Annotated in this window: 17 protein-coding genes and 1 tRNA gene; 4 read left to right on the top strand and 14 right to left on the bottom strand. The window is 32.4% G+C overall.

All coding sequences use genetic code 11. The features are described from left to right. Positions 1-2 precede the first annotated feature (2 nt). The 7 genes from OZP06_RS09905 to OZP06_RS09875 all read right to left on the bottom strand — a co-directional run bounded on the left by OZP06_RS09905 (position 3) and on the right by OZP06_RS09875 (position 9,624). A complete protein-coding gene (locus tag OZP06_RS09905; protein ID WP_269221718.1) occupies positions 3-1,160 on the bottom strand; it encodes a cytochrome c oxidase subunit II in 1,158 nt (385 codons plus the stop codon). A 19-nt stretch (positions 1,161-1,179) separates the two neighbouring features. Continuing rightward, positions 1,180-2,571, bottom strand: coding sequence for a quinol:cytochrome C oxidoreductase (locus OZP06_RS09900; RefSeq protein ID WP_269221717.1), 1,392 nt, complete (start codon positions 2,569-2,571; stop codon positions 1,180-1,182). Positions 2,572-2,601: 30 nt separating this feature from the next. Then, complete coding sequence (locus tag OZP06_RS09895) at positions 2,602-3,147, bottom strand: cytochrome c (RefSeq protein WP_269221716.1); 546 nt, start codon at positions 3,145-3,147, stop codon at positions 2,602-2,604. A gap of 8 nt (positions 3,148-3,155) precedes the next feature. Then, complete coding sequence (locus OZP06_RS09890; protein ID WP_281238026.1) at positions 3,156-3,680, bottom strand: DUF3341 domain-containing protein; 525 nt, start codon at positions 3,678-3,680, stop codon at positions 3,156-3,158. Beyond that, positions 3,673-5,076: an NrfD/PsrC family molybdoenzyme membrane anchor subunit gene (gene nrfD / locus OZP06_RS09885; RefSeq protein WP_269221714.1), complete on the bottom strand. Its 1,404-nt coding sequence runs from the start codon at positions 5,074-5,076 to the stop codon at positions 3,673-3,675. The genes OZP06_RS09890 and nrfD overlap by 8 nt, the downstream gene beginning before the upstream one ends. Before the next feature lie 36 nt (positions 5,077-5,112). Next, positions 5,113-8,172: a TAT-variant-translocated molybdopterin oxidoreductase gene (locus OZP06_RS09880; protein WP_281323663.1), complete on the bottom strand. Its 3,060-nt coding sequence runs from the start codon at positions 8,170-8,172 to the stop codon at positions 5,113-5,115. A 108-nt stretch (positions 8,173-8,280) separates the two neighbouring features. Then, positions 8,281-9,624: a c-type cytochrome gene (locus tag OZP06_RS09875; protein ID WP_269221713.1), complete on the bottom strand. Its 1,344-nt coding sequence runs from the start codon at positions 9,622-9,624 to the stop codon at positions 8,281-8,283. A gap of 219 nt (positions 9,625-9,843) precedes the next feature. On the opposite strand from OZP06_RS09875, the gene OZP06_RS09870 reads away from it, so the two are divergent. Then, the gene (locus OZP06_RS09870) at positions 9,844-10,233 is read left to right on the top strand and encodes an SPOR domain-containing protein (RefSeq protein ID WP_281323662.1); all 390 of its coding nucleotides are present in this window, start codon (positions 9,844-9,846) and stop codon (positions 10,231-10,233) included. A 36-nt stretch (positions 10,234-10,269) separates the two neighbouring features. Here OZP06_RS09870 and OZP06_RS09865 read toward each other — a convergent pair whose 3' ends face one another. From OZP06_RS09865 to rimP, 6 genes are all read right to left on the bottom strand, one after another. Next, the gene (locus OZP06_RS09865; protein ID WP_281323661.1) at positions 10,270-11,028 is read right to left on the bottom strand and encodes a 5'-methylthioadenosine/adenosylhomocysteine nucleosidase; all 759 of its coding nucleotides are present in this window, start codon (positions 11,026-11,028) and stop codon (positions 10,270-10,272) included. A gap of 245 nt (positions 11,029-11,273) precedes the next feature. Beyond that, the gene (locus OZP06_RS09860) at positions 11,274-11,495 is read right to left on the bottom strand and encodes a hypothetical protein (protein ID WP_269221711.1); all 222 of its coding nucleotides are present in this window, start codon (positions 11,493-11,495) and stop codon (positions 11,274-11,276) included. A 173-nt stretch (positions 11,496-11,668) separates the two neighbouring features. Further along, positions 11,669-11,911, bottom strand: coding sequence for a hypothetical protein (locus OZP06_RS09855; protein ID WP_269221710.1), 243 nt, complete (start codon positions 11,909-11,911; stop codon positions 11,669-11,671). A 292-nt stretch (positions 11,912-12,203) separates the two neighbouring features. Beyond that, on the bottom strand, positions 12,204-15,101 hold the full coding sequence (infB, locus tag OZP06_RS09850; RefSeq protein ID WP_269221709.1) for a translation initiation factor IF-2: 2,898 nt from the start codon (positions 15,099-15,101) through the stop codon (positions 12,204-12,206). Positions 15,102-15,191: 90 nt separating this feature from the next. Next, positions 15,192-16,445, bottom strand: a complete 1,254-nt coding sequence (gene nusA / locus OZP06_RS09845; protein WP_281238031.1) for a transcription termination factor NusA — start codon at positions 16,443-16,445, stop codon at positions 15,192-15,194. A 13-nt stretch (positions 16,446-16,458) separates the two neighbouring features. Further along, positions 16,459-16,923 carry a ribosome assembly cofactor RimP gene (gene rimP / locus OZP06_RS09840; protein WP_281238032.1) on the bottom strand — a complete coding sequence of 155 codons (465 nt, stop codon included), beginning with the start codon at positions 16,921-16,923 and terminating at the stop codon, positions 16,459-16,461. A 173-nt stretch (positions 16,924-17,096) separates the two neighbouring features. On the opposite strand from rimP, the gene OZP06_RS09835 reads away from it, so the two are divergent. Next, positions 17,097-17,921 (top strand): universal stress protein, encoded by an 825-nt coding sequence (locus tag OZP06_RS09835; RefSeq protein WP_281238033.1) that lies wholly within the window; start codon positions 17,097-17,099, stop codon positions 17,919-17,921. Between the two features lie 109 nt (positions 17,922-18,030). On the opposite strand, the gene OZP06_RS09830 is transcribed toward OZP06_RS09835, so the two are convergent. Continuing rightward, positions 18,031-18,101, bottom strand: a tRNA-Gln gene (locus OZP06_RS09830). Positions 18,102-18,364: 263 nt separating this feature from the next. Between OZP06_RS09830 and OZP06_RS09825 the strand changes: the two genes are divergently transcribed. Continuing rightward, a complete protein-coding gene (locus tag OZP06_RS09825; RefSeq protein ID WP_281323660.1) occupies positions 18,365-21,640 on the top strand; it encodes a DUF2723 domain-containing protein in 3,276 nt (1,091 codons plus the stop codon). 168 nt (positions 21,641-21,808) lie between these two features. Beyond that, the gene (locus tag OZP06_RS09820) at positions 21,809-22,462 is read left to right on the top strand and encodes a polysaccharide deacetylase family protein (protein ID WP_269221708.1); all 654 of its coding nucleotides are present in this window, start codon (positions 21,809-21,811) and stop codon (positions 22,460-22,462) included. Positions 22,463-22,474 lie beyond the last annotated feature (12 nt).

Here is a 22,474-nt window from a genome sequence, read left to right as displayed (position 1 = left end):
AATTATTTCATTGCAATTTTCACAACAGTTGTAGTGTCTTTAGCTACAGTTGTATCTTTTGCTAAGGAAGCATCTTGAGCTGCTGGTTTATTTTTTGAAGCTTTAACCTCACTAACTAATGTAGCTTTATCACTCAACCATTTTTTATATTCTTCTGGAGTATCAACAACAACTTTCATTTGCATGTTGTAATGAGAAGATCCGCAAATTTTATTGCATAAAAGCAAATAATTAAAAGTATAAGGATCTAATGCAACTTCACCTTTAGCGACTAGTTGAATGCTTTTCTTAGCTCGTAAAGCATTTATATTAGCAACTTTTTCAACCATATAAGGCAAAGCTTGATATTCAGCAGTAGTATAAATAGGAGTAAAAGCAAATTCGGTAACCATACCAGGAACACAATTCATTTGAGCTCTAAAATGTGGAAAATAAGCAGAATGTAAAACATCCTGTGATCTCATTTTAAAATGCACTTTTTTACCTTTAGGAATATGTAATTCGGAAACTACAATATCATCTTGAGAATAAGGATCAGATAAATCTACTCCCAAAGTATTTACACCCTCAATTAATCTAACGTTTGCTTTTCCTAAAACATTATCAGCACCAGCATATCTAGCAGTCCACTTAAACTGTTGCGCATATAATTCAATAACTACGGTGTCTTCATCTTCATCAACAAACATAATATTTGTCCAAGCATAAAGTCCATACAAAATTAGACCTGCCAATACTACAGCAGGAATAACGCTCCAAATTGCTTCTAATTTATTATTATCTGCAAAATATAAGGCTCTTTTATCCTTATTACCTCTGTATTTAAATGCAAAATAATGCAATAAAACTTGTGTAATTGCCTGAACAATAAAAATTAATACCCATGTAACATTCATTAAACCATCAATAAGCGCACCATGCTCAGATGCAGGAGTATGAAGGGCCAAAGGCCCCCATGTATAAACTCCATATATGGTAAAGACATAAATGAAGGCTAAAAAACCAAACATTAAATATCCTTGCACATTATTATCTTCATCGGTTGCAATTTGAGAATTGTCCGAAGTCGAAGCAACTTGTGTTAAATCGAATATTTTCGTCAATTGCCAAACAGCAACAGCCAATAAAACTAAAACTATAATTACCAACAAACTTGTCATCTGTTTATGTCTTTAAATATTAATAATGAAAATGTTTACTCTCTTCTATATACGGATTTCTTTTTGGCAACAGAGGAGCTTTAGATAATGCTGTGAAAACAACAAAAATAAATAATCCAAGAAAGAATAAAACGGATGCAATTTCAGAAATACCAATAAACCAACTACCTCCAACTGTACCGGGCATAATCATATTAAAGAAATCAACATAATGCCCCAATAAAATGACAGTTCCTGCCATAACTAAGACCCAAGTGATTCGTTTAAAATCAGTATTAATTAAAATTAATACCGGAAATAAAAAATTCATAACTACTGCACCAAAGAAAGGTAAATTATAAACTTGTATTCTTGTAACAAAATAGGTGATCTCTTCTGGAATATTTGCATACCATATTAACATAAATTGAGAGAACCATAAGTACGTCCAAAAAACACTAATACCAAACATAAATTTAGCTAAATCATGAATGTGACTTGAATTTACATTCTCTAAATACCCTTTAGATTTTAAATAAATAGTTACCATTGCAATCATTGTAATTCCACTTACAAAGAAACTTGCAAAAACATACCATCCAAATAAAGTACTAGACCAATGTGGATCTATAGACATGATCCAATCCCATGACATAATTGATTCGGTAACTATAAAGAATACCAAAAACATAGCAGAAATATTAAAATTCTTTTTGTAGAAAGAATTATCATCAGACTCATCTTGTGCTAAACAATTTTTACGAGAAAAATAACGGTAAGCATTCCATCCCAATAAAAATATTGAAGCTCTAACTATCCAAAATGGAAAGTTTAAATAACCCGATTTACCAGCAATAATTTTATCATAATTTTCACTACCCAATTTTGTAACTCCTTCACTTAACCAAATAAAAATATGATTAATATGAAAACCTGATAATAGTAAGAAAACAAAGAAAAGAAGAGAACCCACAGGCAAATAAGCTGTAATTCCTTGCATTACTCTGAAAAGAACTGGAGACCATCCTGCTTGTGCAACTTGCTGAATAGCATAAAAAGCAAGTGTCCCTAAGGAAAGAAGCATAAAAAAGATACAAGCAACATATAATGCAGCCCAAGGTTTATTACTTAATTGATGATAAACATGTTCTAAATGTTCTTTATGTTCCGTATCAACTTTAACATTATGATTTGCTGCTACCTCTTTATCTTTCCCAACAGAAGCTACTTCATGAGTAGTTTCAGAATTTTGAGAAGGTGTAGCTACTCCTTGTTTAGCTTCAGCATGTTCTCCATGACTGTCTGCAGCAAGAAGAGCTTCTACTGCTTGAATATCTTTTGGTGCAGTTAAAAAACCATATCCAATTCCTAAAAGACCAACAGCCATTAAGACGAAAGAAAAAGTTTTTAATTTACTTGAAAATGTATACATATCTATTACGATCAGTTTGTTCGACAATTATTATTGGCCTTTGAGTTTCATTACATAAGCGGCAACCAACCAGCGCTCATGAACACTCAATTGATTAGCATGTGAACCCATTAAATTTCGACCATAGGTTTCTACATGAAAAATACTTCCTTCGTTAATTATTCTGTCTTTATAATTTGGAATACCCATGAATTTACCTTGAGTAGCTAATTTTCCTTGACCATCACCAGCATTACCATGGCAAATTGCACAATAAATTTCAAAAAGACCTTTTGCCTTATCCATATCTTTATCTGATATTGAATCTAGCGGTGATTTTAAATTTGCTTTTGCCAAATCATAACCTTCTGGTGTATTTGGATAATCATAAGGTTCAAATCCTCTATTTATTGATCCTTCTGCAGGAAGTTGACCTTCTTTTCCGTTTTTAAAGGCATTCGATTGAGAATAAGTATTGTAACTTACAGGCTCATACATATTAGGCATGTATTGGTAGTTTGGTTTCAAATTATCATGACAAGATGAAACTAAAACAGTAATACAAACTAAAAATGTTATTTTATATAGACTTTTCATATTCACAATTAATTCTTTACAATTACTTTTACTTCAACTGCACCAGTACTTTCAAAAAAAGAAACTAATTCTTCTTCATTATTATTTACAGCAACTTCCATTAAAAAATGGTCATCAGTAGTTCTTACATCAGGATTCTCAGCTTCTTTAAAAGGCCATAATCTGCTTCTCATATAAAAAGTAATAACCATTAAATGCGCAGCGAAAAACACAGTTTCTTCAAACATAATTGGCACAAAAGCAGGCATATTATCAATATAACTAAAACTTGGTTTTCCACCGATATCTTGAGGCCAATCTTGAATCATAATATAATTCATCATCCAAGTTCCAAAAGACAAACCACACAAACCATAGATAAATGCACAAATTGCTAAACGGGTAGGTGCTAATCCCATTGCTTTATCTAATCCGTGAACCGGAAAAGGTGTAAATACTTCTTCAATATGGTGATGAGCTGCACGTGTTTTTTTTACAGCATCCATCAAAATATCATCGTCATTATAAATGGCGTATATAACTTTATTACTCATGATGTGAATGTTTATTAGCTTCTCTTTCTTTAATATAATGTTCTCCTGTAGCTTTTAATATTGTTTTAACTTCGGCTTGCGCTATTACAGGGAATGTTCTTGCATATAGTAAGAATAACACAAAAAAGAAACCAATAGTACCGATAAATATTCCAATATCAACAAATGTAGGAGAAAACATAGTCCATGAAGATGGTAAATAATCTCTATGTAATGAAGTAACAATAATTACAAATCTTTCAAACCACATACCAATATTAACGACAATTGATATTATAAAAGAGAACATAATACTCGTTCTTAATTTTTTAAACCACATAAACTGAGGAGAAAAAACATTACAAGTCATCATTGCCCAATATGCCCACCAATAAGGTCCAGTAGCTCTATTTAAAAAAGCATATTGTTCATATTCTACACCAGAATACCAAGCAATGAACAATTCTGTAATGTAAGCAACACCAACAATAGAACCGGTAATCATAATTACAATGTTCATTAATTCAATATGCTGTAAAGTAATATACGCTTCAAGGTTAGAAACTTTTCTCATTATAATAAGCAAAGTATTAACCATTGCAAAACCGGAAAAAACAGCTCCAGCAACAAAATATGGTGGGAAAATTGTAGTATGCCACCCTGGAATTACTGAAGTAGCAAAGTCCATCGATACAATTGTATGCACTGAAAGCACAAGTGGAGTTGCCAAACCAGCTAGAACAAGAGAAACTTCCTCAAAACGTTGCCAATCTTTAGCTCTACCACTCCAACCAAAACTTAAAATAGAATATACTCTTTTATTAAAAGGTGTAATAGCTCTATCACGTAACATAGCAAAATCAGGTAATAAACCCGTCCACCAGAAAACTAATGATACTGAAAGATATGTTGATATTGCAAATACATCCCAAAGCAACGGTGAGTTAAAATTTACCCATAAAGACCCAAATTGATTTGGTATTGGTAAAACCCAATATGCCAACCAAGGACGTCCCATGTGAATAATTGGAAACAAACCTGCTTGAATTACAGAGAATATAGTCATTGCCTCTGCAGATCGGTTAATCGCCATTCTCCATCGTTGACGGAATAATAATAGTACAGCAGAGATAAGGGTACCTGCGTGACCAATACCAACCCACCATACGAAGTTAGTAATATCCCAAGCCCAACCAACTGTTTTGTTTAATCCCCAAGTTCCTATACCAGTGGATACCGTGTAAATAATACACCCCAATCCCCAAAGGAAAGCGGTTAATGCAATTGTAAATACAATCCACCATTGTTTATTTGCTTTACCTTCAATAGGTGCGGCTACGTCTACAGTTATATCGTGATATGATTTATCACCTATAACTAAGGGTTTTCTAATGGCTGCTTCGTAGTGAGACGACATAATCCTTTATTTGATTCTTAATTAATAATTTTTGTACTAGGTATTTCTAACTTTAACGTGGTATACAACATTTGGTTTTGTACCAACATGCTCTAATAAATGATAACTTCTTTCATCTTCTGCCAATTTTGTAACAACGGCTTCTTTATCATTTACATCTCCAAATATCATTGCTCCAGTAGAACATGCATTTGAACAAGCTGTTTGGAATTCACCATCTTTTATAGGTCTTCCTTCGTTTTTAGCTTTTAAAATTGTTGCTTGTGTCATTTGGATACACATTGAACATTTTTCCATAACTCCACGAGAACGAACATTTACATCTGGATTTAAAACCATACGTCCTAAATCATCATTCATATGATAATCGAATTCACTGTTTTTGTTGTATAAGAACCAGTTAAAACGACGAACTTTATAAGGACAGTTATTAGCACAGTAACGAGTACCAACACATCTGTTATAAGCCATTTGATTTTGACCTTGACGACCATGAGATGTAGCAGCAACTGGACAAACAGTCTCACAAGGAGCATGATTACAATGTTGACACATTACAGGTTGGAAAGAAACCTGTGGGTTATCTCCTGCTTTCTCCATTTCATTGAAAGTAGATAAAGAACTTGATAAACCAGCAATATTTTCTTTTCTTTCATTGTCTCCTTCGAAAGTGCTTTCAGAAGAATAATATCTATCAATACGCAACCAATGCATATCTCTACTTCTTCTAATTTCATCTTTACCAACAACTGGAACGTTGTTTTCGGCATGACAAGCAATTACACATGCTCCACAACCTGTACAAGCATTCAAATCAATAGAAAGATTAAAATGATGTCCTGTAGAACGATCGAAAGAACCCCATAAATCAACAGAAGTTGCTTCAACCTCTTTATGATCTAAAGACACCATTGGTTTTTCGTTCCAAAACTCAGCGTCCCTAGAATTGAATATTTCAAGTGTAGTTTCTTTAATAATATCACCTCTACCCATCAATGTTTTCTGACCTTGAACACAAGCAAATTCGTGTTCACCATCAGATTTAACAACTGTAACAGATTGTACATTATTAAATCCACCATATAAAGCATAAGCATTAATACCTACTTGCATTTCTTCTTTTAATGCTGCTTTACGACCATAACCTAAAGCCATACCTAAAGTTCCAACAGCTTGACCTGGTTGCACAATTACTGGTACATTTTCTAGTTTTACACCATTAGCAGTTAAGGTAACATAACTTCCGTTTAAGCCCCCATTTGCAACAATTTCATTAGACAATCCCCATTTCTTAGCATCAGCATTAGAAACAGTAACATAGTTATCCCATGAAACTCTAGTTAATGGATCTGGAAATTCTTGCAACCAAGGGTTATTAGCTTGTTGACCATCTCCCATCCCTGTTTTAGTGTACAATACCAATTCAAGACCAGAACTTTTTGATTGAGCTAATGCATTTGCAGCAGCACTATAATCAGCTGTACCTGCAGCAGAATTTGAAATAACACCAATATAAATACCATCATGTAAAACTTTATTCCAAGATGAACCCGATATAATAGAACCTGAAAAAGCTTTCAAGTAATCATAATAAGTTCCTGGAATTCCATTTATAGACAATAAAATATCTTGAAATTGTTTAGTATTAAATAACGGACGAATAGTTGGCTGTGTCAAACTGTACGTCCCTTTTGTCAAAGTTAAATCCCCCCAAGCCTCTAAATAATGAGGAACTGGAGCAGCAATTGTAGACAATAGGGCCGTTTCATCCTCTTTTAAAGTCATTGAAACAGAAGTTTTTACTTTTTTCAATCCTTCAACGAAAGATTTACTATCTGCCAATGTATAAACTGGATTAACACCACTCATTATTAAAGTATGAATACTACCAGCATTCATTTCTTTTACTAATTGAGCTACTTTTTCATTAGATCCTTTACGTATTTGACGTGTTCCAGATGTAATAAAAGATTCACTTGCCAAAACTTGATTAATAGCCAAAACTAATAATTGAGCATTTTTATCTTGAATACCTGATACCAAAAGTCCTTTTGAACCAGCAGATTTTAGTTGTTGTGTTGCTTTGACTACATCCGCTTTATAAACGGAATCCAAAGAATTAGCAACTGCTGAGCCAGTTATAGTATTATAAATAAGAACTAATGCTTGCTTTTGATTTGCAGTTGACATTGCAACACGTTTATCTGCTGCAGCACCTGACAAAGTCATATTAGACTCTAATTGTATGTGTTTTGATATTTTTTTACTTCCAGTTGCACCTGATGGAATTCTTCCCTTGGCATAAGCAGAATCATATCCACCACCTTGCCAATCTCCAAGAAAATCAGCACCAACAGAAACAATCACTGAAGCTTTTGAAAAGTCATAATCAACTAAAGCTCTTTCTCCATATACAGTTTCAAAAGCATCTAAAGCTTCTGAAGACGATATAGCATCATATATTACATGTTTTGCGTTTGGATTTTTGCTAATAAAATCAGCAATCAACTTTTCAGTAGATGGACTAGCTAAAGTATTTGTTAAAAACACTACTTGTCCTCCTTTTGCTTTAGCATCAACAATACTAGATTTAATTTTTGAGTCTACTGCTGACCAAGAAACATTTTTTGCTTCTAACTTAGGCTCTTTCAAACGCATATTATCATACAATGATAATATAGATGCATGAATTCTAGCGTTAGCAGTAAATTTTGCCCCAGCAATAGTATTATTATCAATTTTAATTGGACGCCCTTCACGGGTTTTAACCAAAAGGTTCGCAAAATCAAATCCATCAAAAACTGAAGTTGCATAATAATCCGCTATTCCAGGAATAATTTGTTCTGGCTGTAGCACATAAGGAATTGACAAATGCACAGGACCTTCGCATGCAGCAAGAGAAGCTGCAGCTGTACTAAAACCAACGTACTTTAAAAAGTCACGACGCGTAGTTGAAGAAGACAAAGCAGCTTCATTTCCTAAAAACTCATCAGTAGGAATTTCTTCAACAAATTCGTTATTTCTAAGCGCCTCAACAATAGAACTATTTCCGTCTAGTTCTTCAACACTTTTCCAGTATTTTTTGTTTGATGACATATTATATATAAATATTAAACTTAATAATTTTTTTTAGTTTCAAGTTCTAATTTGTATCAAGTTCTAAGTTAAATCTAACGAAAACTTAAACCGAAACACTAAACTCATTTAGTAATGGCATTTACCACATTCCAAACCACCCATCTGAGCAGCTGTTAATTTATCAACACCATATTTCTTAGAAAGTTGCTCATGAATTTTGGTATAGTAATCATTGCCTTCCATTTTAACATCTGTTTTTCTATGACAATTAATACACCACCCCATCGTTAAAGGAGAGAATTGCTTTTGAATCTCAAAAGTTTGAACTGGACCGTGGCAAGTCTGACAAGCTACTTCTGCAACTGTTACGTGTTGAGAGTGATTAAAATAAACAAAACTTTGCAAATTATGAATACGAACCCATTTAACAGGTTGCGTAACACCAGTATATTTTTGATTCGTTTTATCCCAACCTACAGCTTTGTAAAGCTTGTTAATTTCTGCATCATAATCTGCTTTTGAATAGTCAGCAGTAGCAGTAGTATCACTAACTTCAGCGATATTTTTATGACAATTCATACAAACATTCAATGAAGGAATACCAGCATTTTTACTTACACGAGCAGCTGAGTGACAATAATTACAATTAACACCATTGCTACCAGCATGTATTCTATGTGAAAAATGAATTGGCTGAACTGGAGAATATTCTTGATCTACGCCAACTTGCATTAAGAAACCATAAACTAAATAGGCACCAGTAAGCAACAAAAGTATAGACGAAAGCAAAACCAAGAATTGATTTCTAACAAATGCTTTCCAAATCGGCAAAGTAGGTTCTTTTGAAACCACTTCAATACCATTTGCAGCTGCAACTTTTCTCAATACTTTGTTAACCAAAACCAACATTACAATAAGAATTGCCATTACTAATGACAAAGCACCCAATATAATATTATTAGACACACCCTCTTCTGAAGACACATCACCTTTTGTTCCAGGTAATGCAGCTACAACCGCAGGAGCAGCAGCTTTTGGCTCAGAAGTATATGCAATTATATTATCAATATCACCTTCTGACAACTGAGGAAAAGCAGTCATTGGTATTTTATTGTTTTCTTCAAAAACTTTCACAGCATCTGCATCTCCAGATTTTATTAAATCTGAACTATTATGCACCCACTTGTAAATCCAAGCTTTTTCTCTTCTAGAAGCAACACCTCTTAAGGCTGGACCTGTTGCTTTAGCATCAAGTTTGTGACAAGCAGCACAATTGGCATTAAAAAGCTCTTTACCTTTTGCAGCATCACCTCCAGAACTCGCTGCTGGAGCCGCTGAAGTTGCTGAAGTTGCTGTAACCGCAACCGGAGCTGCATCCTGAGCAAATGAAGCTACGGAAATACTCAACATTAAAGCTAAGCTTAAAAATAATTTCCTTGAATTCGAATTATGGTTACCCACCTTTTCCATATTAAAATATTGATTATCTACTAAAAAATTGTTCGTTTGTCATCCAAAAAAATTAGAAAACCAAACGAACCTTATTTAAAAACTGGGACAAAAATACGACTTAAGAACTATTCTCAAAACCTTAAAATAATCTTAATTATAATTTATATTAAATCTAAATAACAAAGCTATATCGTTTTCCTGTTAAAAAGCTATTTTTGCATTATAAATAATCAGATTATGAGATTTTTAAGAAGCCTTACTACATTGTTACTGTTTGCATTAATTATTTGCACTACAAATAAAATATTAGCTCAAGATTCAAATTTAAATACCGTTCAAGATCCAAAATTTGAGCAACTATTAAATGAAAAAAGAAAAGCAAACCCTAGTTTATCCTATAATGATCGCTATAAAATTCAAATTTTCAACGGTATAAGTGAAACTGCTAAAAAAACTTTGAATGAATTTCGTCAAGAATTCAAAAACATTGATGGTACCATAATTTTTAATACTCCAAATTATAAAGTATGGGTAGGAAACTTTAGAACTAGGATGGAAGCAGAACGATTTCTTGTAGAAATTCAAAAAAAATACAAAACAGTTTTTTTAATAAAACTAAGCAAATAGAGGTTTTACAAAATTGAACAAATAGTACTTCTGTTTTTATTGAATCAATTTTTTAATAATGGCAACACCAAACTTAGAAGCAATTTGAATTACAAATTCTTTAAAATCAACAACAGAAGTCTCGTTTGCTTCATCAGAAATAATACGAATAATAATATAAGGTATATTATATTCAAAGCAAACTTGTGCAACCGCTGCTCCTTCCATTTCTACACATAAAACTTCAGGAAGCACCTTCAAAAGATTATTTTTATCTACATTATTGGAAAAAAACTTATCCCCACTTGCTATTTGACCAACAATCAATTTTGGATTTAACAAAGAAAATTGATCTTGTTCTTTTGAAGCAATCAAAGTCATCAACACATTATCCTTAATCAAATCACCAATACTTTTTACTGCTAAATCTAGCATTTCATTTGGCGGACTGAGTAAAATTTTACCCAATAAAGGAATTTCAAATTGATTCATTATAGGTCTCGCATCCAAATCATGCTGTACCAAACTATTTGCTATTACAACATCACCAATATTTAATTTATTGTCAATTGCACCTGCAACTCCAGTAAATATTAAATGTGTAATATCAAATTCAACAATTAAATGAGTTACTGTAGTAGCAGAAGCAACTTTTCCCCAACGAGAAAAAACAACAACAACTTCAATTTTATTAATGGTTCCTGTATAATAGGTACGCATTCCCTTAACAACTTCCTTTTTATTATTAAGCAATCCTACAACTCCATTTATTTCCTCAGGCATTGCTCCAAGAATTCCAATCCTTTTTGATATCATTTGTTTGTGTTTAATATGAATATTAACAAAATAAAAACATTATTTATATATCCTTTTTTTAATCCTCCTAAGTATGCTTGGTCCTACAAAATTCTAATAACAAATCTGAATTAGGAGAAAGCAAATTAACCATAAAACTATTCATTAAAAAACAGGAGAACCCGTAAATCTATCTATTAACAACTTCAACTTTGATACGGTAGCATCAGGAAACAAATACAACACACTTAAACCAAAAGCCTCCCTTAGTTCTGTAAATCGATAGTATTAGATTGCATTTCGTCAATAAAATAATAATCCCCCATCACCTCAGTTTTAGCATAGACCTTAACATTATAATAACGAAACAAATTGATGTAGAAACTTTTTCCATCATTAAATCCATAAAAAGTATTTCCTACTTTACCAGACCTATTATTTAAAAGACGATATTTATATTGATATTTTGTGATGGTGAAATTTTCCATATCTACACAATTTCAAATAAAAACATCTATATAATTTAAATAAACGCCTACTGTATTTAATGGTGCCGAATTATCATCAATTTTTGATTATCATTAAAAACAATCTTTAAATCAACATTTGAATATGAATTTAGGTAAGCTGTAATACATTCATTCATGCCTTGAATCAATCTTTATTCGTGACCACTTTTGACATCGATTGCATTGCCTTTTACAACAGAAAAATAGTTGCCTAAAATATAATCAATACCCTCTACTTTTACTATAGAATCAAAAACAACAGTTGCATAACCACTTTCCATTTTAAAATCTGTATGTTCAGTATTATAAAATTCATTTACTGTAATAGACAAAGCTGTCTTACCAGATTCTATTGGAAAACAAATATCAAAATAATTTCGAAGTTCTTCAGACAAAGGTTATACTACAAAAGCTATAACTTTTATTTAAAAAAAAAATATTTTTGAACAGATCCTATATAACTATTTTTTTTCAATCGTACACTTTTTCAATAAAAAAAATGACTTTCATTTTTCTTATTGGCACTATTTTCTAAAGAAATAAAATACCGAGTTTCATTTTGCGCAATGGAAACCAAAGAACAAAACATGATAAAAAACAAAAATTTATTTATCATAGTGAAACTTAGTTATGCTAAAATAAAAAATCCCAACGAATTGGGATTTTTTAGAACTAATTTATTGTATTTTATTTCAATTTCTTTTTGATGGCAACTTCATGGTAGGCTTCAATAACATCTCTTTCTTCGATATCATTATACCCTTTTATTTGAATACCACAATCGTAACCTTTGGCAACTTCTTTTACATCATCTTTAAAACGTTTCAATGCAAGAAGCTCTCCAGTAAACACAACAACCCCATCTCTAATGATTCTGATTTTTGCATTTTTGGCAATTTTACCATCCATAACCATACATCCCGCAATAGAACCTACCTTAGAAATTTTGAATATTTCTCTAATTTCAGCAGTTCCAAGAACTTCTTCTTTCATCTCAGGAGCTAACATTCCTTCCATAGCATCTTTCAAGTCATCGATAGCCGCATAAATGATAGAATAGTAACGGATATCAATTTCTTCTTTATCGGCAAGTTGTCTAGCATTTCCAGCTGGACGAACATTAAATCCGATAATAATTGCATCTGAAGCAGAAGCCAACATAACATCTGTTTCTGTAATAGCACCAACTCCTTTGTGTATAATATTGATTTGAATTTCTTCAGTAGATAATTTAGAGAACGAATCAGATAATGCTTCAACAGAACCATCAACGTCACCCTTAAGAATTATGTTCAACTCTTTAAATTGACCCAATGCAATTCTACGTCCAATCTCATCTAATGTAATATGACGTTGTGTACGAACTGATTGCTCACGCATCAATTGAGAACGTTTAGCTGCAATTTGCTTCGCTTCTTTTTCGTCTTCAAAAATATTAAATTTATCTCCAGCAGTAGCTGCACCGTCAAGACCTAAAACAGAAACCGGAGTAGAAGGACCTGCAATAGTCACAACATTACCTCTTTCATCATGCATGGCTTTAATTTTACCATGGTGTTTACCAGCCAACATGTAGTCACCAATTTTCAGAGTACCATGTTGAACTAATATCGTAGAAACGTATCCTTTTCCTTTATCCAAGAAAGCTTCAACTACTGTACCTTGAGCTGCTTTATTTGGATTTGATTTTAAATCTAAAATTTCAGCTTCTAATAAAACTTTTTCTAATAATTCTTTAACTCCAGTACCTACTTTTGCAGAGATATCATGAGACTGAATTTTTCCACCCCAATCTTCTACTAATAAATTCATTCCTGCTAATCTTTCTTTTACTTTTTCAGGATTAGCATTTGGTTTATCTATTTTATTAATGGCAAAAATAATAGGAACTCCTGCAGCTTGAGCATGAGAAATAGCCTCTTTGGTTTGTGGCATAATATCATCATCCGCAGCAATTACAATAATTGCAATATCAGTCACTTGAGCACCACGAGCACGCATCGCAGTAAAGGCTTCGTGACCAGGAGTATCTAAAAATGCTATTTTTTGTCCATTATCTAAAGTCACACCGTATGCACCAATATGTTGTGTAATTCCACCAGATTCACCAGCAATGACGTTTTCTTTACGAATATAATCCAGCAAAGATGTTTTACCGTGATCGACGTGACCCATAACAGTAACGATTGGAGCTCTGAAAACTAAATCTTCTTCTTTATCTTCAACAACTTGAATTGCTTCTTCGATATCTACAGTAATAAACTCAACTTCATAACCGAACTCATCAGCCACAATTGTTAAAGTTTCTGCATCAAGTCGTTGATTTTGTGTAACCATTATACCAAGGGACATACAAGTTCCAATTACTTTTGTAATTGGCACATCCATCATAATCGCAATTTCACCAACAGTAACAAATTCAGTAACTTTTATCGTTTTACTTCCTTCGTCTAAAGCTCTTTGCTCATCATCCGATTTTTGACGGTGAGTATCTCTTTTATCTCTTCTGTATTTCGCTGCTTTAGATTTACCCCCTTTACCTTGAAGTTTTTCCAAAGTTTCACGAATTTGGTTTTTAACTTCCTCTTCTGTAGGCTCAACTTTGGCAACAATTGCAGGTCTATTTCCTTTTACAAATCCAGGTCTAGCACTTCTGTTTGCATTAAAACCACCTCCAGTATTTGGTGTAATTTTATTTGGATTTGGCGCACCTGGAACAGCAGGTGGTCTTGGCGCACCAGGTTTTGGAGCAATTCTTTTTCGTTTATTCTTATTCGCATTATTTGCACCAGCAGCTCCAGGAGCACCAGGTTTATTAGGCGTTATTTTTGGATCTTCCTTTTTCTTTTTGGGCTTATTAAATTGAGACAAATCAATCACTTGACCAGTTAAAGTAGCCCCAGAAAGTTTTTGATATTGAGTAGTAATTGTTTCTTCTACAGGAGCTTCATTTACAATTGGCTCTTCTTTTTTCTCAACTTGAGCGACTTTCTTATCTGTATTCTTTACCTCGTTGAATTTTGTTTTTTCTTTTATTTCTTTTGAATCAGAAGAAACAATTTCTTTTTTAACCTTTTCAACAGGCAATTCGATTTTTTCAATCTTTTTAACAGCTTCTACTTTAACCTCCTCTTTCGGAGATGGTTTTACTTCGGGAATTACTTCCGCTGGAGTAATTACTTTTTCAGCAACAATTGGAGCTGGAGCAGCAGTTTTTTTCGGATTTAGATCAATTCTACCAACCTGAACAGGACCAGATAAAACAGCTTTGGCTTTAATAACCTCTTGTTGTTTTAAACGTTCCTCTTCTAATTTACGTTTATCTTCTACTTCTTTTTCACGTTCTACACGTAAAGCTTCTTTCTCTTTCCTTTTTTCTTCTCCTACTTCTTTTGAAGCTTCCTTATTCCCCTTGTCGCCTGCAAACTGACTTTGTAGGATATTAAACTCCTGTTCAGAAATTTTTGTGTTTGGGTTTGATTCAATAGCAATACCCTTATCTTTTAGATAATCCACAGCTCTTTCTAACGAAATATTTAATTCCCTTAAAACCTTGTTTATTCTAATAATTCTCTCTTCAGACATAAAACCTTTTTATTTTTACCTTATTCGTTGTCCTACTTTTACCTTATGATAAAAATAGGAATTTATTTTACATGAAGAATTAATAGCGTGTTAACTATCAAACTCTTCACTTAATATTCTCATTACATCTAAAATCGTTTCCTCTTCTAGGTCCGTTCTTCTAACTAAATCTTCCACATCATGTTTTAAAATACTTTTTGCAGTATCCAAACCTATTTTTGCAAATTCTTCAATTACCCACTCTTCTATTTCGTCTGAGAATTCTGTTAATTCAACATCATCATCATCAGATATAGAACCTGCAACATCGCCTTCGCGAATAACATCTAATTCATAACCAGTCAACAAACCAGCTAAACGAATATTATGTCCTCCTCTACCAATTGCTTTTGAAACTTCTTCTAATTTCAAAAATACTTCAGCTCTTTTGGTTTCTTCATTAATTTTGATAGAAGAAACTTTAGCAGGACTCAAAGCCCTTGTAATATATAATTGAATATTACTTGTATAATTAATTACATCTATATTTTCATTTCCTAATTCACGAACAATACCATGAATACGAGAACCTTTCATACCTACACATGCACCCACTGGATCAATACGATCATCATAAGAATCCACAGCTACTTTAGCTTTCTCACCTGGAATTCTAACAACGTTTTTAACCATTATTAAACCGTCAAAAACTTCAGGAATTTCTTGTTCAAATAATTTTTCCAAGAACTTATCTGAAGTTCTAGACATAATAATTTGAGGTTTATTCCCTTTTAACTCTACACTTTCAATTATACCACGAACATTATCTCCTTTTCTAAAAAAATCAGAAGGTATTTGTTTTTCTTTAGGCAATATTATTTCATTCCCTTCATCATCTACCAAAATTACTACTCGAGGACGTACATGATGTACTTCGGCAGTATAAATATCACCAATTATATCTTTAAATTGTTTGTAAAGATTAGTATTGTCGTGTTCATGTATTTTTGAAATTAAATTTTGTCTTAAAGCCAAAATCGCTCTTCTTCCCAAATCAATTAGTTTAACTTCCTCAGAAACCTCTTCTCCAATTTCAAAATCGGCTTCAATCTTTCTAGCTTCAGTTAATGTAATTTCTTCATTTTCAAAATCCAAATCCTCGTCAGCAACGATTACTCTTCTTCTCCAAATCTCCATATCTCCTTTATCAGGATTTATAATGATATCGAAATTATCATCCGAACCGTATTTTTTTTTCAATGCATTTCTAAATACATCTTCCAAAATTGCCATAAGCGTTACACGATCAATAAGTTTATCATCTTTAAACTCTGAGAATGAATCGATTAATGCTAAATTTTCCATGCGAATTCTTTAATTAAAATGTTACTGTAACAATTGCTTCTTTAATATCTGAGTAAGGAATTTGTAGTTCTTTTTGAACAGTTTCTTTTCCTTTTCCAATTTTTTTAGGTTCTCTAGCTTTCCAAGACAAAATTATAAAAAGATCATTAGCTTCAACTAATTCTGCTTCAATATTTTCTGTATTGGTCTTTACAATTAAAGTTCTTCCAATATTTTTTTTATACTGTCTTACCAATTTCAAAGGAGATCCAACTCCTACTGAAGCGACTTCCAACGAAAAATCTTGTTCTTCCCTATCAAGATTCTCTTCAACTGCTCTACTTAAATCTATACAATCTTGTAAAACCACGCCTTCATCTCCATCAATGCCAATTATAATTTTATAAGAATCTGTAATAGTCAAATCTATTAAAAATACAGCTGGTTTATCTTGAAGAGCTTCTTCTACTACTTGCTTAACTTTTTCTTTAAATGTCATATCTTTATAAAAAGAGGGGACATTAGTCCCCTCATTATTTAAGTTTTAATAAATAACGGTGCAAATATAGTGTTTTTTTATAAATCAAAAAAAATTGAATGCTATTAAAAAAAATTATATCTTTAAACTATCAAATTAAAGCTAGTTTTTCTGGCAAATTAAACCAACCTACCATGAAAAGAATACTTATCCCAACTGATTTTTCTAAATATGCTGATGAAGCTATAGAAGTTGGCGCACAAATTGCAAAAAAAAATGACTGTGAAATTATCTTAATTCACATGTTGGAATTACCAGGCCAAATGAATGATGCCATAAAAGGCGAAACCAGCATTCCTGAAGTTATGCTTTTCAAACGCAAAGCAGAAGAAATATTAAAAAGCATCAAAAATCGCCCCTATCTATCTGGAATTCAAATAACAGAAATAGTAAGACTTGACGGGGCATATAATGGAATAAACAATTACATCAAACAGAACAGCGTCGATTTAATTGTTATGGGATCCCACGGAGCATCAGGTATCAATGAAATTTTCATTGGATCCAATACTGAAAAAGTAGTACGACAATCCGAAATACCAGTACTAGTAATTAAAAATAAAATCGAAAACTTTAATGTCAAAAACATCATTTTTGCTTCCGACTTTTCAAAAGAGATTAAAAAACCTTTTCAGAAAGTTCTTGATTTCGCCAAATTATTTGGATCAAAATTAAATTTGGTAATGATTTGCACCCCAAACAGCTTTAAAAGCACTTCGGCAGCAAAAAAAATCATTACAGAGTTCATTACTGATTTTGACATGCCTGAATATTCATTTGAAACCTATAACGAAAGTAACATAGAAAGAGGAATAATAAATTATTCAAACGAAAAAGATGCTGATTTAATAGCATTTTGCACTCACGGTAGAACAGCTCTCAACCACTTCTTTACTGGTAGTATCTCGGAAGACTTAGTAAACCATGCTACAAAACCCGTATTAACATTTAGAATTTAAAAAACCAAAACAAACAAAGCCTTTCAGAAATCCCGAAAGGCTTTGTCATTTTACAAAAAACATGAAAAAAATCCATAAAAAAAAGCCTCTCGTAAAGAGAGGCTTTATGTTGGTCTACAAGGACTCGAACCTTGAAAGACTGCACCAAAAACAGTTGTGTTACCATTACACCATAGACCAGTAAACTTGCTGACATTTCTGCTAAGCGAGTGCAAATTTAAAACAAATTCCATGCTGTGCAAACTTTTTTTGCCTTTTTCTTTAAAAAAAATTGAAAAAAAATTCAATTCAAAAAAAATACTTCTTTAAACATTTGAATTACAAAGCTTTCAGCAAATCAATAATTTTACATAAAATTATAAAAAATGGAACTCAAGTTTAAAAAAAAAAACATTTTCTTTGTATCACTTTTAAAAACATATAAAAAAACAGAAGACTAGTATATGACATCATTCAATTTCAATAAATGGAATACCATTACAGGTTGGTTTGCCTTTTCAATCGCACTTATAACTTATACACTTACTGTTGAACCCACTATGAGTTTTTGGGACTGTGGCGAATATATAGCTACAGCAGCTAAACTTGAAGTAGGCCATCCCCCTGGAGCGCCACTTTTCCAAATGATAGGTGCATTTTTTGCCATGTTTGCCATAGACAAAGAACACATCGCCTTAATGGTTAATATGACTTCTGTTTTTTCGAGTGCCTTTACTATATTATTTATGTTTTGGTCTTCGACGATGATTCTAAAAAAAATTATTGGACAATATTCAGAAATTACTACAAACAATTCAATAGTGATTTTGGGTAGCTCTCTCGTTGGATCATTAGCTTACACTTTTTCAGACAGCTTTTGGTACAATGCTGTAGAAGCCGAAGTTTATGCTATGGCAACTTTATTAATAGCGTTACTATTATGGCTGGGATTACGCTGGGAACAAGAAATGAATACACCTAGAGGAGATAGATGGCTTTTATTAATTTCTTTGGTAGTTGGATTATCTTTTGGAGTACACTTTATGTCTCTATTAACCATTCCTGCTATTGGTTTTTTATATTTTTTTAAAAACTACAAGGTTGTAACCGTAAAAAACTTCCTGATTGCAAATGTAGTTGTGGTATCCGTTTTGCTTTTTATATTCAAATTATTACTCCCGTTAACAATGGCTTTCTTTGGTAAAACCGAAGTTTTCATGGTAAATTCAATGGGACTACCATTTAATTCAGGAACTATATTTGTCACACTACTTCTTATCGCCTTTTTCTATTTTGGATTAAAAATTACCCAAAAAAAAGGACTAGTGCATTACAATACACTTCTGCTATGCGTTCTTTTTATATTAATTGGCTTCTCAACATGGCTAATGTTACCAATTCGAGCCAATGCAAATACAGTAATCAATGAAAATAAACCGTCCGATGCAGCAGAGGTACTTGCCTATTACAACAGAGAACAATATGGTGTAAATCCCTTGTTTTATGGACCTCAATACACAGAGGCTTTTGTTGGACTTGATGCTAACAATCCATATTTAGACAAAGCTCCTAACTACGAAAGAGATTATAAAACAGGAAAATATGTAATTGTAAATAATTATATAAAAGCTGAACAAAATAGTGACGACAACCAAAAAACTATTTTACCAAGAATGTGGAGTACAGATCATATTGAAAACTATATGAATTTTACCAATCCACCTGCTTTTAGAATGAATCCCGACTATCCTTACGAAGATGATTTAGCAAAATACGGATTAGATCCTAGCAAACTTAGTGAAGAAGATTACAACAAAGCTATAGCACAATTAAAAAATGAAACCGAAAAAACCATTGCCGAGTTTAGACAAGCTTATGCTCAAAAACAAATCGACAATGAAGGTTATGTTTCTTTTCTAAAACATTATGGAGATTATTTAATCATTGAAAAACCTACAACAGCAGATAATTTCAGCTTTATGTTTGAATACCAATTTGGCTATATGTATTGGAGGTATTTAATGTGGAATTTTGTTGGAAGACAAAATGACGAACAAGGCAAATACGATTACTTGGATGGAAATTGGATAAGTGGAATTCCATTTTTAGACAATCTTCATGTTGCCTCACAAGATAATTTACCTGCTGATGTTTTGAACAACAAAGGAAGAAATGTTTATTTTTTCTTGCCTTTTATACTCGGCCTTATAGGAATTATGTATCATGCCAGTAAAGACCGAAAAAGTTTTTATGTCCTGCTTGCTCTTTTCCTTTTCTTGGGTATTGCATTAAAAATATACTTAAACGAAAGACCATTTGAACCACGCGAAAGAGACTATGCCTTAGTAGGCTCATTTTATGTATTTGCAATGTGGATTGGATTTGGAGTATATGCTCTTTATGAAAGCGTACAAAAATACCTTGCGCCTAAAATTGCAGGTCCTATAATTATTGCAGCCACTTTATTAGCCGCTCCAGTTCTTATGTCTTATCAAAACTGGGACGATCATGACCGTTCTGGAAAATACACGGCTACAGCAATGGCAAAAGCTTATTTAGAATCATGCGATCCCAATGCTATTTTATTCACAATTGGCGATAATGACACCTTTCCGTTATGGTATGCGCAAGAAATAGAAGGCGTACGAACTGACATTAAAATTGTCAATACCAGTTTATTCATGACCGATTGGTATATCGACCAAATGAAAAGAAAAGCATATCAATCAGAGGGGTTACCAATATCTTTTACACATGATGAATATGTAGGAGACAAACTGGATTATGTAGCACATATCCCTAAAACAGAAAGTCGTTGGGACATAAAAGATTATATAGCGTTTATAAAGAATCCTAAATCAACAGTTGAAATGCAAAATGGACAAACCATCCATTTCTATCCAACTAATAAACTCAGAATTCCTGTAGATAAAGCTGCAATAATAAAAAACAAAGTAGTTGATCCAAAACTTAATGATTCTATTGTTCCTTATATTGACATTGAAATAAAAGGAAGTGCGATCTATAAAAATAGGTTGATGATGTTGGAAATTATTAAAAACAATAATTGGAAAAGACCCATCTATTTTAGCGGAGGAGCATTTGCCGAAGAAGATTATTTATGGATGAAGGAATATCTTCAATTAGAAGGTATGGTTTACAAACTAGTACCAATTAGAACTCCCTTATCTGAAGAATCAGGTCAAATGGACATGGGAAGAATTGACACCGAAAACATGTATTCTAAAGTAATGAAATGGGATTGGGGCAATAGCGAAAGTGATAAAATTTATCATGATCCTGAAACCCGAAGAGAGAGTTTGACCTACAGAATGAATCTTTCTCGATTGATGAATGAATTGATTGCCGAAGGAAAAATTGATAAAGCAAGAAACATTATTGAACTTGCGATGACAAAAATGCCATTGGATAAATTTGGTTATTACTCATTAGTAGAACCATTTGCAAAAGGCTATTATGATGTTGGTGAAAAAGCAAAAGCTCATGATTTATTAGATAAATTAATGGCAAAATACAAAGACAACCTTAATTATTATGCAAAAATAGCACCTTCAGAACAATCTAATGTAGAAATTGAAATCATAACTGATTTAGAGCGATACAGAGGATTACTAATTGTGATGAAAGACAGCAAAGACATGGACTATTACAATTCGAGTAAGAAAACTTTTAATACCTACATTGAAATATTTGCTCGTTTCGGTCGTAAAAAAGAATAACTGAAATACCTAATTATCTAAAAATGTAGTGCTATAAAATTGCACTACATTTTTTGTATAAAAAACATTGATTTGAAGTATTTAGTTCTAAAAAAGCCATGCGAACACAATACTTTTTTTGAAGACAAGACCATTACCGAATTCCTATAATTAAAATAGTTTCAAAAAATGAGATTATACTGGATCAAAACAAATTCATTTATAAAAAATATATTTTCAAATTACATTTGGAATGTCCCAAATACGGGGAATAAAATCTACCTTACCTTTGACGATGGTCCAACTCCAAAGATTACGGAATGGGTTTTAGAAGAATTAAAAAAGTATAATGCAAAAGCCACTTTTTTCTGCATTGGAAAAAACATTGTAAGCCATCCCGATTTATTTAACAACATAATTAATGAAGGGCACACTCTAGGAAACCACACCTTCAATCACTTAAATGGATGGAATACAGAAACAACAAATTACATTGAGAATGTGGCTTTATGTGAGTCATCACTTTTAAATCAAAAATCAAAAGAACAAAAGACAAACACAAAATTTTTCCGTCCGCCTTATGGCAAAATAAAAAAGTCGCAATCTAAAAAATTACGACAATTAGGCTATAAAATAATTATGTGGGATGTTCTAAGTGCCGATTTTGATCAAACCATTTCACCTGAAAAATGTTTAGAGAATGTATTACAAAATACAGTATCAGGAAGTGTAATTGTTTTTCACGACAGTGTTAAAGCTTTTATAAACTTAGAATATGCTCTTCCTAGAACATTACAAATTTTAAAAGAAAAAGGATTTAAATTTGATACATTACCTTATTAATAGTAATAGTTT

The sequence above is a fragment of the Flavobacterium sp. IMCC34518 genome, assembly GCF_027111095.2.
GTDB lineage: Bacteria > Bacteroidota > Bacteroidia > Flavobacteriales > Flavobacteriaceae > Flavobacterium > Flavobacterium praedii.
Note: the sequence above shows the minus strand (reverse complement) of the source record. Positions and strands in the feature narration are given on the sequence as shown.

What these genes read in the sequence shown, in the direction of transcription:
- OZP06_RS09905 (WP_269221718.1), bottom strand. Translation starts at nt 1,160, where the DNA reads ATGACAAGTTTGTTGGTAATTATAGTTTTAGTTTTATTGGCTGTTGCT.
- OZP06_RS09900 (WP_269221717.1), bottom strand. Translation starts at nt 2,571, where the DNA reads ATGTATACATTTTCAAGTAAATTAAAAACTTTTTCTTTCGTCTTAATG.
- OZP06_RS09895 (WP_269221716.1), bottom strand. Translation starts at nt 3,147, where the DNA reads ATGAAAAGTCTATATAAAATAACATTTTTAGTTTGTATTACTGTTTTA.
- OZP06_RS09890 (WP_281238026.1), bottom strand. Translation starts at nt 3,680, where the DNA reads ATGAGTAATAAAGTTATATACGCCATTTATAATGACGATGATATTTTG.
- nrfD (WP_269221714.1), bottom strand. Translation starts at nt 5,076, where the DNA reads ATGTCGTCTCACTACGAAGCAGCCATTAGAAAACCCTTAGTTATAGGT.
- OZP06_RS09880 (WP_281323663.1), bottom strand. Translation starts at nt 8,172, where the DNA reads ATGTCATCAAACAAAAAATACTGGAAAAGTGTTGAAGAACTAGACGGA.
- OZP06_RS09875 (WP_269221713.1), bottom strand. Translation starts at nt 9,624, where the DNA reads ATGGAAAAGGTGGGTAACCATAATTCGAATTCAAGGAAATTATTTTTA.
- OZP06_RS09870 (WP_281323662.1), top strand. Translation starts at nt 9,844, where the DNA reads ATGAGATTTTTAAGAAGCCTTACTACATTGTTACTGTTTGCATTAATT.
- OZP06_RS09865 (WP_281323661.1), bottom strand. Translation starts at nt 11,028, where the DNA reads ATGATATCAAAAAGGATTGGAATTCTTGGAGCAATGCCTGAGGAAATA.
- OZP06_RS09860 (WP_269221711.1), bottom strand. Translation starts at nt 11,495, where the DNA reads ATGGAAAATTTCACCATCACAAAATATCAATATAAATATCGTCTTTTA.
- infB (WP_269221709.1), bottom strand. Translation starts at nt 15,101, where the DNA reads ATGTCTGAAGAGAGAATTATTAGAATAAACAAGGTTTTAAGGGAATTA.
- nusA (WP_281238031.1), bottom strand. Translation starts at nt 16,445, where the DNA reads ATGGAAAATTTAGCATTAATCGATTCATTCTCAGAGTTTAAAGATGAT.
- rimP (WP_281238032.1), bottom strand. Translation starts at nt 16,923, where the DNA reads ATGACATTTAAAGAAAAAGTTAAGCAAGTAGTAGAAGAAGCTCTTCAA.
- OZP06_RS09835 (WP_281238033.1), top strand. Translation starts at nt 17,097, where the DNA reads ATGAAAAGAATACTTATCCCAACTGATTTTTCTAAATATGCTGATGAA.
- OZP06_RS09825 (WP_281323660.1), top strand. Translation starts at nt 18,365, where the DNA reads ATGACATCATTCAATTTCAATAAATGGAATACCATTACAGGTTGGTTT.
- OZP06_RS09820 (WP_269221708.1), top strand. Translation starts at nt 21,809, where the DNA reads ATGAGATTATACTGGATCAAAACAAATTCATTTATAAAAAATATATTT.